This window comes from Streptomyces sp. A3M-1-3 (assembly GCF_024213665.1).
GTDB lineage: Bacteria > Actinomycetota > Actinomycetes > Streptomycetales > Streptomycetaceae > Streptomyces.
In genome coordinates this window covers 1-11323 of record NZ_JANAVP010000061.1, presented here as the reverse complement: position 1 = coordinate 11323, position 11323 = coordinate 1, and the positions used below count along the sequence as shown (strand labels likewise).

The 11323-nt window shown below is 70.1% G+C and carries 12 protein-coding genes; 8 read left to right on the top strand and 4 right to left on the bottom strand.

All coding sequences use genetic code 11. The annotated features are described in order from the left end of the window. Positions 1 to 72 precede the first annotated feature (72 nt). Positions 73 to 1485, bottom strand: coding sequence for a family 2B encapsulin nanocompartment shell protein (locus NLX86_RS33880; protein ID WP_254375663.1), 1413 nt, complete (start codon positions 1483 to 1485; stop codon positions 73 to 75). A 227-nt stretch (positions 1486 to 1712) separates the two neighbouring features. Here NLX86_RS33880 and NLX86_RS33875 point away from each other — a divergent pair, with 227 nt between their 5' ends. The 3 genes from NLX86_RS33875 to NLX86_RS33865 all read left to right on the top strand — a co-directional run bounded on the left by NLX86_RS33875 (position 1713) and on the right by NLX86_RS33865 (position 3676). After that, positions 1713 to 1946, top strand: a complete 234-nt coding sequence (locus NLX86_RS33875) for a hypothetical protein (protein WP_254375662.1) — start codon at positions 1713 to 1715, stop codon at positions 1944 to 1946. Between the two features lie 176 nt (positions 1947 to 2122). After that, on the top strand, positions 2123 to 2713 hold the full coding sequence (locus NLX86_RS33870) for an N-acetylmuramoyl-L-alanine amidase (RefSeq protein WP_254375661.1): 591 nt from the start codon (positions 2123 to 2125) through the stop codon (positions 2711 to 2713). Positions 2714 to 2734: 21 nt separating this feature from the next. Next, the gene (locus tag NLX86_RS33865) at positions 2735 to 3676 is read left to right on the top strand and encodes a 1-aminocyclopropane-1-carboxylate deaminase/D-cysteine desulfhydrase (protein ID WP_254375660.1); all 942 of its coding nucleotides are present in this window, start codon (positions 2735 to 2737) and stop codon (positions 3674 to 3676) included. On the opposite strand, the gene NLX86_RS33860 is transcribed toward NLX86_RS33865, so the two are convergent. Next, the gene (locus tag NLX86_RS33860) at positions 3649 to 5253 is read right to left on the bottom strand and encodes a Na+/H+ antiporter (protein WP_254375659.1); all 1605 of its coding nucleotides are present in this window, start codon (positions 5251 to 5253) and stop codon (positions 3649 to 3651) included. The two genes, NLX86_RS33865 and NLX86_RS33860, sit on opposite strands and share 28 nt — an antisense overlap. A gap of 47 nt (positions 5254 to 5300) precedes the next feature. Between NLX86_RS33860 and NLX86_RS33855 the strand changes: the two genes are divergently transcribed. From NLX86_RS33855 to NLX86_RS33845, 3 genes are all read left to right on the top strand, one after another. Beyond that, positions 5301 to 5561, top strand: coding sequence for a UBP-type zinc finger domain-containing protein (locus tag NLX86_RS33855; RefSeq protein WP_254375658.1), 261 nt, complete (start codon positions 5301 to 5303; stop codon positions 5559 to 5561). Positions 5562 to 5795: 234 nt separating this feature from the next. Continuing rightward, entirely contained in the window at positions 5796 to 6209 is a 414-nt protein-coding gene (locus tag NLX86_RS33850) for an anti-sigma regulatory factor (protein WP_254375657.1), read from the top strand. Positions 6210 to 6226: 17 nt separating this feature from the next. Next, on the top strand, positions 6227 to 7150 hold the full coding sequence (locus NLX86_RS33845; RefSeq protein ID WP_254375656.1) for an RNA polymerase sigma factor SigF: 924 nt from the start codon (positions 6227 to 6229) through the stop codon (positions 7148 to 7150). A gap of 26 nt (positions 7151 to 7176) precedes the next feature. On the opposite strand, the gene NLX86_RS33840 is transcribed toward NLX86_RS33845, so the two are convergent. Continuing rightward, positions 7177 to 7602, bottom strand: coding sequence for a hypothetical protein (locus tag NLX86_RS33840; protein WP_254375655.1), 426 nt, complete (start codon positions 7600 to 7602; stop codon positions 7177 to 7179). Positions 7603 to 7701: 99 nt separating this feature from the next. Here NLX86_RS33840 and NLX86_RS33835 point away from each other — a divergent pair, with 99 nt between their 5' ends. Together NLX86_RS33835 and NLX86_RS33830 are read left to right on the top strand one after the other, a co-directional pair. Next, positions 7702 to 8670 (top strand): diacylglycerol kinase family protein, encoded by a 969-nt coding sequence (locus tag NLX86_RS33835; protein WP_254375654.1) that lies wholly within the window; start codon positions 7702 to 7704, stop codon positions 8668 to 8670. A gap of 315 nt (positions 8671 to 8985) precedes the next feature. Further along, positions 8986 to 9243, top strand: coding sequence for a WhiB family transcriptional regulator (locus tag NLX86_RS33830; protein WP_003953983.1), 258 nt, complete (start codon positions 8986 to 8988; stop codon positions 9241 to 9243). A gap of 152 nt (positions 9244 to 9395) precedes the next feature. Here the strand turns inward: NLX86_RS33830 and NLX86_RS33825 are convergent, their stop codons facing one another. Continuing rightward, entirely contained in the window at positions 9396 to 10862 is a 1467-nt protein-coding gene (locus tag NLX86_RS33825) for a sensor histidine kinase (RefSeq protein ID WP_254375664.1), read from the bottom strand. Positions 10863 to 11323: the final 461 nt, after the last annotated feature.

Genomic DNA, 11323 nt, shown 5'->3' with positions numbered 1-11323 from the left:
TTCGTCCGTCAGATCTGCACGCGCCACAACACAAGATCATTTCACAGGCGAGATCCACTTTCGCAACAGGCCCTAGCGCCAGCGGCCGATCTCGACGTTCTCCAGGACGCCCAGGGCGTCGGGCACCAGGATCGCCGCCGAGTAGTAGGCCGTGACGAGGTAGGAGATGATCGCCTGTTCGCTGATGCCCATGAAGCGCACCGAGAGGCTGGGCTCGATCTCGTCCGGGATGCCGGTCTGGTGCAGTCCGATGACCCCCTGCTCCGCCTCGCCGGTACGCAGGCAGAGGATCGAGGTCGTACGGGCGTCGCTGATCGGAATCTTGTTGCACGGGAAGATCGGCACCCCGCGCCAGGCCGGTACACGGTTGCCCGCGATCTCCACACTGTCCGGGTACAGCCCGCGCTTGTTGCACTCACGGCCGAACGCGGCGATGGCCCGCGGGTGGGCGAGGAACATCTTCGAGCCGCGCCGCCTGCTGAGCAGCTCGTCCATGTCGTCGGGGCTGGGGACGCCGTCGTGCGGCTGGAACCGCTGGTCGTACTCGCAGTTGTTGAGGAGGCCGAACTCCCGGTGGTTGACGAGCTCGTGCTCCTGGCGCTCGCGCAGCGCCTCGACCGTCAGCCGCAACTGCTGCTCGGTCTGGTTCATCGGCTGGTTGTAGAGGTCGGCCACCCGGCCGTGGATGCGCAGCACGGTCTGGGCGACGCTCAGTTCGTACTCCCGGGGCGCCGATTCGTAGTCCACGAAGGTGCCCGGCAGCACGGCCTCGCCGACATGGCCGGCCGAGAGGTCGATCGCGGCCTCGCCGTACTTGTTGGTCCGCTGGGCGGGGATGGACCGGACGTGTTCGAGGTGCCGGGCCAGCGACTCCACGCGGTCCGCCAGGGTCAGCACGTCCTGCCGGGACAGGACCAGCGCGGTGCCCGCGGTCGCAGCCTTGGCCGTGTACTCCCAGATGGAGTCGGGGTCGGTCAGGCACCGATCGCCGAAGTACGAGCCGTCCGCGAGCACGCCCAGTACGGCGTCGTCCCCGTAGGGGCCTGGGCCGACCTTCTCGACCCGGCCGTGTGCGAGCAGGAACACCTCGTCGGACTGGCTGCCGAAGGAGGTGAGCGTCTCCCCCTGCGCGAACTCCCGCTGCCGGCACCGCTGGGCGAGCTCGGCGAGCACCTCCTCGTCCTGGTAGTCGCGGAGCACCGGCAGTTCGCCGAGCTCCGCGGGGATCACCCGCACCTGATCCCCGGTCTTGATGAACGTGACGCGCCCGTCACCGACCGAGTAGCTCAGCCGGCGGTTCACCCGGTACGTGCCGCCCTGCACCTGGACCCACGGCAGCATCCGCAGCAGCCACCGTGAGGTGATCTCCTGCATCTGCGGCGCGGACTTGGTGGTGGTTGCCAAGTTCCGCGCGGCTGCGGTGCCCAGACTGCGCTGCGGCTGCGCCTGCCCCTCACGGACTTCGGAACCTGCCTCGACCGACATGCGCCTCCCTTTCGATCATGCTCTGACCTGCGAGAGAAAGCCTTCCAGGACGGAGAGTCAGTGCGCCATTACACAAATGAGTGGGACTGGACTGGCCCTGGCGGGGCACCTTGACCGCACTGTCGGAGGTACGGCGGGAACCGCGTGATCCGCCCGGTCGTTGATCCCACAGGCCCGTACGAACCATCCGTACCGACCGTCAGTACCGACCGTCAGGAGCACACGCCATGGCTGGTTTCCTCGACCGCGCCAAGGAGCAGGCCCAACGCGGCCTCACCCAGGGCAAGCAGAAACTGGACGAAGTGCAGGCGCAGCGCGCCGGGCACGACCTCCTCAAGAGACTGGGCGCGGCTTACTTCGCGGAGCAGCGCGGCAGCGGTGACCCGCGAGCCACCCTGCAGGCACTGCAGGCCGTCGAGAGCCACATCGCCACGCACGGGGACGCCTTCCTGCGCGGCTGAGGGCGGCTGCTGAGGTGGCTGACGTCTCCGCGGCGGCAGCGGGTGGGGGACCACCGCTGACCGGATCGGCTCGCTCAGGGTCCGAACAGGATGGCCCGGACGTCTGCGTTCCGGTACAAGCAGCGGTATGAGGCGGCCGCGTTCGGCGGCCGTCGCGCCCCGCAAAGGAGACGGCCATGGCCCCACCCATGTCCGCGGGCAGGTTCCTCGACGTACTCCAGAACGAAGGACTGACCGTCGTCCAGGTCGGTGAATGGCGTACCCACAACCGCAACCACAAGGGGCCCTGGGGCCCGGTGCACGGCGTGATGATCCACCACACCGTCACCAAGGGCACAGCGAACACCGTCCGGATCTGCCGCGACGGTTACGCCTCCCTGCCCGGACCGCTGTGCCACGGGGTGATCGCCAAGGACGGCGAGGTCCACCTCGTCGGCTACGGACGCGCCAACCACGCGGGACTCGGCGATGACGACGTGCTGCGCGCCGTCATCGCCGAGAAGGCCCTCCCCCCGGACAACGAGGCCAACACCGACGGAAACCGCCACTTCTACGGCTTCGAGTGCGAGAACCTCGGCGACGGCAAGGACCCCTGGCCCTCGGTCCAGCTCGAAGCGATCGAGAAGGCGGCGGCAGCGATCTGCCGCCACCACGGCTGGACCGCGCGGTCGGTCATCGGCCATCTCGAATGGCAGCCGGGCAAGGTCGATCCGCGCGGCTTCACCATGAAGTCGATGCGCGACCGCGTCCACGAGCGGCTGAAGTGACGGGGAAGTGACAATGAGAGGGTGACGACTCCCGAAGCGCTCGGCCTCACCGCGCTGCGGCCGCGACTGCCCTCGCCGCTGCGGCCGGTCGATGACGAGCGCTTCACCCGCCACGGGGTGCGACTGCTGCTCAAGCGCGACGATCTGATCCACCCCGATCTGCCGGGGAACAAGTGGCGCAAGCTGGCGCCGAATCTGCGGGCCGCCACCGATGCGGGCTGCCGCACCCTGCTGACGTTCGGCGGCGCCTACTCCAACCACCTGCGGGCCACCGCCGCCGCCGGCCGGCTGCTGGGCTTCGCGACGATCGGCGTCGTACGGGGCGAGGAACTGGCCGGCCGCCCGCTGAACCCGTCGCTGGCCCAGTGCGCGGCGAACGGCATGCGGCTGCACTTCGTCGACCGCACGACCTACCGCAACAAGACGGAACCAGAGGTTCTGGCGCACATCCTCGACACAGCAGCAGCCGCCGCGGAGGTCAACGAGGTTCGCCTCATCCCCGAGGGCGGCAGCAATGTGGCGGCCGTGCAGGGCTGCACCGCGCTCGGTCGCGAGCTGCGCGGGGCCGCCGATGTCGTCGCCGTCGCCTGCGGTACCGGCGGCACGCTCGCCGGGCTGGCCGCGGGCCTGGCGCCCGGGCAGCGGGCGCTCGGCGTCCCCGTGCTCAAGGGCGGCTTCCTCGGCGACGGGATACGTACGCTCCAGGACGCCGCGTTCGGCGCCCGCACCGGCGACTGGTCCCTCGACGACCGCTTCCACTGCGGCGGCTATGCCCGTACGACGCCCGAACTCGACGCCTTCGCCAGCGACTTCGAGGCCCGGCACGGGCTCCGCGTCGAGCGGCTCTATGTCGCCAAGATGCTGTACGCACTCACCAGCCTCGCCGAAGAGGGCGCGTTCCCGCGCGGCACCACCGTTGCCGCGGTGGTGACCGGTCAGCCGGAGCCGGGCGCTGCCCGGTAGGCCGCCGCCTCCTCCAGGTCCAGCCGGCGCAGCAGCGTCCGCAGCATCTCGTCGTCGATCCGCCGCTGGTCGCGCAACTCCACGAAGACCGCGCGCTCGGCGCCGATCATCTCCGCCGACAGCCGCCGGTAGGTGTCGTCCGCCGACTCCCCCGTCACCTCGTTGACCGGGCCGAGCCGTTCCCACACGGCGTTGCGCCGCCGCTCCAGCACCGTATGCAACCGGTCTGCCAGCGGCCGCGGCAGCGCGTTGCGTTCATCGGCGAGCAGCTCGTCCAGCCGCTGCTCCGCGGCCCGCGAGGCCTCGCTCTGCGCCTGCGCCTCGGCGAGTGTCTCGGCGCGCGCGTCGCGCCCCGGCAGCCTCAGCAGCCGGATCAGCGGCGGCAGCGTCAGCCCCTGCACGACGAGGGTGCCGATGACGGTCGTGAAGGTCAGGAAGAGGATCAGATTGCGCTCGGGGAAGTCCTCGCCACCGTCGACGGTCAGCGGGATCGAGAAAGCGACCGCCAGGGACACCACCCCGCGCATCCCCGCCCAGCCGACGATGAGCGGGCTGGTCCAGCTGAAGCCCGGCTCCCGCTCCCTGATCCGGGACGAGAGGGCCCGGGGCAGGTAGGAGGCGGGGAACACCCAGACGAACCGCGCCACCACCACGGCCACGAAGAGCGCGGTCGCGTACCAGGCCGCGTCCAGGCCCTCGTACGCGCCGAGTCCCTCCAGCACCACCGGCAGCTGGAGTCCGATCAGCGCGAACACCACCGACTCCAGGATGAAGGCGACCATCTTCCAGACCGCCGCCTCCTGGAGCCGGGTCGCGAAGTCGACCTGCCAGGCCCGGTGCCCGAGGGACAGGGCGACGACGACCACGGCGAGCACTCCGGAGGCGTGCACGCGCTCCGCCGCCGCGTACGCGACGAAGGGGATCAGCAGCGAGAGCGTGTTCTGGAGCAGCGCCTCCTTCAGATGCGTACGCAGCCAGTGCAGCGGCACCATCAGCAGCAGGCCGACCCCGACCCCGCCGACCGACGCGAGCAGGAACTCGACGATCCCGCCGCCCCAGTCGGCGCCTTCCCCGACCACGGCGGCCAGCGCGACCTTGAAGGCGGTGATCGCGGTCGCGTCGTTCACCAGGGACTCGCCCTGCAGAATCGTGGTGACCCGCGACGGCAGCCCCAGCTTGCGCGCGACCGCGGTGGCGGCCACGGCGTCGGGTGGTGCGATCACCGCGCCCAGCACCAGCGCCGCCGTGAGCGGCAGCCCAGGGATGATCAGGTACGCCGCGTAACCGACGACGAGGGTCGCGAAGAGCACATAGCCGACCGACAGCAGGGCGACGGGCCGCACATTCGCCCGCAGATCGAGGTACGAACTGTCGACCGCGGCGGTGTAGAGCAGGGGCGGCAGCAACAGCGGCAGCACAATGTGCGGGTCGAGCGTGTAGTCCGGGACGCCCGGTACATACGCCGCCAGCAGCCCGGCGGCGACCAGCAGCAGCGGTGCCGGCACCGGCGTCCTGCGGGCTGCTCCGGCGATAGCTGCGCTGCCCGCCACCAGCGCCACCAGCGGCAATACCTCCATCGGCCAACCCCCGCCGTCGTTCACAGGTCCGTCGTAACCTGGCCATCATGAGCGAGTGCCCGCATGTTCCCGAACTGCCGCGCCCCGAGCCCGTGCCTCTCGACGACACCTGTCCCGAGTGCGTGGCGGCGGGCAGCCACCCCGTTCACCTGCGGCTCTGCCTGGTCTGCGGGCATGTGGGCTGCTGCGACTCCTCGCCGCTGCGGCACGCCTCCGGGCACTTCAGGGAGACCGGCCATCCGGTCATGCGGAGCTTCGAGCCGGGTGAGGACTGGCGCTGGTGTTTTATGGACGGTTCGATCGTCTGACGCGTGGGTACGTCAACCCTCCGCCGGTTCTCACTAATTGGGTCCGCAGCCCCCTAGCCACTGTCCGTACCCGTAGGCTTACCATGAGTGACAGCGGCAGGACCCGGCGGGGACGCGGGCCCGCGACAGGACAGCTCGGATCGCGATAGCGTCACCGGCGAACATCGTGCTGTACCGGTCCGGGGGGCGACTCCCGGGCCCCGGAAAAGAGCTTGTACCACCTTGGAGGTGAGGGTGTCCCAGATCGCAGGCGAGCCCGGGACTCAGGACTTCGTGGAAGTCCGGCTGCCCGCTGCGGGTGCCTACCTGTCGGTGCTGCGTACGGCCACGGCCGGCCTCGCGGCGCGTTTGGACTTCACCCTCGACGAGATCGAGGACCTGCGCATCGCCGTCGACGAGGCCTGCGCGATCCTGCTCCAGCAGGCCGTCCCCGGTTCCGTACTCAGCTGTGTCTTCCGCCTCGTCGACGACTCGCTCGAGGTGACGGTCTCGGCCCCGACGACGGACGGCCGTGCGCCGGAGCGTGACACCTTCGCCTGGACGGTGCTCTCCGCCCTGGCGGGAAAGGTCGACTCGACGGTCGCCGACGACCGTACGGTCAGCATCAGCCTCTACAAACAGCGCGGCGCGGGACCCGGGCCGGCGTGAAGGACGGGGAAGGTCCGGTGCGGAACGACGAACGCATCCCACGGGTGCTACACGCCCCGGAGGGCATCCCGGAGCAGCAGGCCCGGCCGCACCCGGTGGACGGCTTTTCGGACTCGGCGGAGCAGGCAGAGCGGGCGGGCCCCATGAGCGAGCACCAGCACCACAACGAGCAGCAGCAGCACGATCCGCGTGACCGCAGCGGGGCGCGGGCGATGTTCATCGAGCTGCGCAAGCTGCCCGACGGTTCGCCCGAGCGGGCCGAACTGCGCAATCGGCTGGTGCGCATGCATCTCCCGCTCGTCGAGCACCTCGCGCGCCGGTTCCGCAACCGCGGTGAGCCGCTGGACGACCTCACCCAGGTCGCCACGATCGGCCTGATCAAGTCGGTGGACCGGTTCGATCCGGAGCGGGGCGTCGAGTTCTCGACGTACGCGACCCCGACCGTCGTGGGTGAGATCAAGCGGCACTTCCGCGACAAGGGCTGGGCGGTGCGGGTGCCGCGCCGGCTTCAGGAGCTGCGGCTCTCCCTGACGACGGCCACCGCCGAGCTGTCGCAGCAGCACGGCCGGTCCCCCACGGTCCACGAGCTGGCCGAGCGGCTCGGGATCTCGGAGGAAGAGGTTCTGGAGGGCCTGGAGTCCGCGAACGCGTACAGCACGCTCTCGCTGGACGTGCCGGACACGGACGACGAGTCCCCGGCGGTGGCGGACACGCTGGGCGCGGAGGACGAGGCGCTGGAGGGTGTCGAATACCGCGAGTCGCTGAAGCCGCTCCTGGAGGACCTGCCGCCGCGAGAGAAGCGGATCCTGCTGCTCCGCTTCTTCGGCAACATGACCCAGTCGCAGATCGCACAGGAGGTCGGCATCTCCCAGATGCATGTCTCGCGCCTTCTCGCCCGCACACTCGCACAGCTGCGCGAAAAGCTGCTGGTCGAGGAGTAGCGAAGCAGGGGAGCGGCGGAGCGGGCCTACGCGTCCTCGGCGTCCCGGGGCCCGATGCCGAGCGCCTGCGTGGCCGTCGGGTTGACCAGCAGCGCCAGGACGACAGCCGCGACAAGGCCGAGGGCGACGCCGGCGGCGATCATCACGCCGCCGGTCTCGACCAGCGTCCAGACGACCGGTACCGCGATCAGCTGCATGATCAGCGCCGGCCCGCGGCTCCAGCGCCTGCGCAGTCGCAGCCCCCGCGCGGCGGCCAGCGGGATCGCCGCGAGGGCGATCACCGTGAGGCCGCCCATCTCGGCCTGCTGCGCGGAGTCGGGGTCACCGAGCAGCCCCATCACCAGCAGGTAGACGCCCACGGCGGCGAGGGCGAGACCCTCCAGCGCGGTCAGCGCGGCGGCGGCGGTCAGCCGGGAGGGTCCGGCGGTGGCTTGGGTCTGCTCATTGCTCACCCCAGCAGGGTAGCCGCGGCCGGGAAGCGCCGACGGAGCCGGTTCCGGTCCCTGGACCGGGGCTGGGCCAGGTACCGGACGGTAGGTAGTCTGGCGCGCATGCGTGCACTCCTCGTGGTCAATCCGGCGGCAACCACCACCAGCGCACGCACGCGTGACGTACTCATCCACGCCCTGGCCAGCGAGATGAAGCTGGAGGTCGTGACCACCGAGTACCGCGGGCACGCCCGCGATCTGGGCCGGCGGGCCGCCGATGGCGCGGACACCGAACTCGTCGTCGCTCTCGGTGGCGACGGAACCGTCAACGAGGTGGTGAACGGTCTGCTGCACGACGGCCCGGACCCGGACCGGCTCCCCGGCCTCGCGGTGGTCCCCGGCGGCTCGACCAATGTCTTCGCCCGTGCCCTGGGGCTGCCCAACGACGCGGTGGAGGCCACCGGCGCGCTGCTGGACGCGCTGCGCGAGCGCCGCGAGCAGACCGTCGGGCTTGGCCTGGCGGCCGGCACGCCGGGCACGGAGGACGAATCGGTCCCGGCGCGCTGGTTCACGTTCTGCGCGGGTTTCGGGTTCGACGCGGGTGTGGTCGGCCGGGTCGAACAGCAGCGGGAGCGCGGTAAGCGGTCCACGCACGCCCTGTACGTACGCCAGGTGATGCGCCAGTTCCTCGACGACCCCCACCGGCGGCGCGGCACGATCACGCTGGAACGCCCGGGTTCCGACCCGGTGACCGACCTCGTGCTGTCGATAGTCTGTAACACCTCCCCCTGGACCTACCTGGGCAATCGCCCGGTGTACGCGTCACCGGAGGCCTCCTTCGACACCGCCCTGGACGTGCTCGCGCTGAGCAGGCTGTCCACGCCCGCGGTGGCGCGTTACGCGACCCAGCTGCTCACTTCCAGCCCCGAGCGGGGTCCGCACGGCAAGCACGCGCTGTCACTGCACGATCTGACGGACTTCACCTTGCATTCCAAGGTGCGGCTTCCCTTCCAGATGGACGGTGACCACCTCGGGCTGCGTACGAGCGTGACGTTCACAGGCGTTCGCCGTGCACTGCGTGTGATTGTGTGAGTAGAAGGGCCAAACGGCCTTTCACTCGAACGTTTAGGCTGGCATCCACCCCATAGAAGTACGGCTGTGACCTAGCCGACACCGAGGAATCAAAAAAAACTTTCCGCAAGGGGTTGTATCCGCCGCCGAGGTTTGCGAATCTCTACATGGCGCTCGGGACGGCCCGCAACATCGGCCCCCAGAGAGCCAGAACCCCTCCACAAACCCAGGACCACACCGGGTAACCGGCAGTCGGCCCTTCCGTTGCGGGGGGATTCGTGAAAGCGTTCACATTCACAAGCAATCAGCATGTAATACCAAGGAGAGGTAGCAGCCATGGACTGGCGTCACAACGCCGTTTGTCGTGAGGAAGACCCGGAGCTGTTCTTCCCCATCGGCAACACCGGTCCTGCGCTGCTGCAGATCGAGGAAGCCAAGGCCGTCTGCCGCCGCTGCCCCGTCATGGAGCAGTGCCTGCAGTGGGCGCTCGAGTCCGGCCAGGACTCCGGCGTCTGGGGTGGCCTCAGCGAGGACGAGCGCCGCGCGATGAAGCGCCGCGCCGCTCGCAACCGGGCGCGCAACGCCAGCGCCTGACACCCTGCTACGAGCCTGAGCCCGGCGGCGCGTACAGCGAGTACGCACCACCCGCCCCGAGCCGCAGCGCGCAGTACCCACCAAAGCGCTCAGCAACGTGACAGTGAGCCCCGGACCACACCATGGTCCGGGGCTCACTGCTTTCTGTGTGACTACTTCTCCGTCTGGACGGGGACGTCGAGGACGACCCGCGTGCCGCCGTCCGGCGCCGGCACCATGTCGAACGAACCGCCCAGCTCCCCCTCGACCAGGGTCCGTACGATCTGCAGCCCCAGATTGCCGGTGCGCTGCGGGTCGAACTCCTCGGGCAGTCCGCAGCCGTCGTCCTGGACGGTGATCAGCAGCCGCGCGTCCTCGCGGGCACCGCCCCGCACCGCGGACACCTCGACCGTGCCCTGATCCCCCGGCGCGAAGGCGTGTTCCAGTGCGTTCTGGAGGACCTCGGTGAGCACCATGGAAAGCGGAGTCGCGACCTCGGCGTCCAGGATTCCGAAACGGCCGGTCCGGCGGCAGTGGACCTTTCCGGGCGAGATCTCGGAGACCATCGCCAGCACCCGGTCGGCGATCTCGTCGAACTCGACGCGCTCGTCCAGGTTCTGCGAGAGCGTCTCGTGGACGATCGCGATCGAACCGACGCGGCGGACCGCCTCGTTGAGCGCCTCCCGGCCCTGTTCCGAGTCCATCCGCCGGGCCTGCAGCCGCAACAGGGCCGCGACCGTCTGGAGGTTGTTCTTCACCCGGTGGTGGATCTCCCGGATGGTGGCGTCCTTGGTGATCAACTCACGCTCACGGCGGCGCAGTTCGGTGACGTCCCGGCACAGGACGAGTGAGCCTATCCGGATGCCCTTGGGCTTGAGCGGGATCGCGCGCAGCTGGATCACCCCGCCGTTGCCCTCGACCTCGGTCTCCCGGGGAGCCCAGCCGCTCGCCAGCTTCACCAGGGCCTCGTCCACCGGGCCGCGCGAGGGGGCGAGTTCCGCCGTGGCCTGGCCGAGGTGCTGGCCGACGAGGTCGGAGGCGAGGCCGAGCCGGTGGTAGGCGGAGAGCGCGTTGGGGCTGGCGTACTGGACGACCCCGTCCGCGTCGAGCCGGATCAGACCGTCGCCGACACGCGGGGAGGCGTCCATGTCGACCTGGTCGCCGGGGAAGGGGAAGGACCCGGCCGCGATCATCTGCGCCAGGTCGGAGGCGCTCTGGAGGTACGTGAGTTCGAGCCGGCTGGGGGTACGTACGGTCAGCAGGTTCGTGTTGCGGGCGATGACGCCGAGGACCCGGCCCTCCCGGCGTACGGGAATGGACTCGACCCGCACCGGGACCTCCTCGCGCCACTCGGGGTCGCCCTCGCGCACGATCCTGCCCTCGTCGAGTGCGGCGTCCAGGAGCGGGCGGCGGCCGCGCGGAACCAGATGGCCGACCATGTCGTCCTGGTAGGAGGTGGGGCCGGTGTTCGGCCGCATCTGCGCCACGGAGACGTAGCGGGTCCCGTCCAGGGTGGGGACCCACAGGACGAGGTCGGCGAAGGACAGGTCGGAGAGCAGCTGCCACTCCGAGACCAGCAGGTGGAGCCACTCGAGGTCGGTGTCACTCAGAGCGGTGTGCTGGCGGACGAGGTCGTTCATGGAGGGCACGTGTGCGAGCGTACCCGCGGATCGAACCGGCCGGGCCTGCGGTCCGTGCCTGGAGGATGCGACGGTAGATCGGCCGGGGCCGTGTACGAACGCTGGACACCGGCGAATGGTCTAGTCCACAATGAAAAGGTAAAGCCTCCGCCCTCCCCGCACAGGAGGACGGACCGAGGTAACCGGCGCTCTCTGCCCTGACTGCGCAGGCCCTCCATACGGCCGCCGGGACCGCACGCCCGCCGGCCGGTCAACTCCGGGCTGCGGTGCCGGACGGGCTGAGGGTCCCGTCCCGGCGCCGTGGCCCGCGGGTGTTTCCGGGGCGGCGCAACGCGGCGGCTCGGCGCTGGGCGTATGAGCGCCGGGCCAGGGGCTGGGCCAGACGGCTAGTGTCCTGCGCCAGTAGTTGATCGTTAGTTGTTGTGTGACTTCTGCTGCTGGTGCGTCTATTCCTCGTCGGG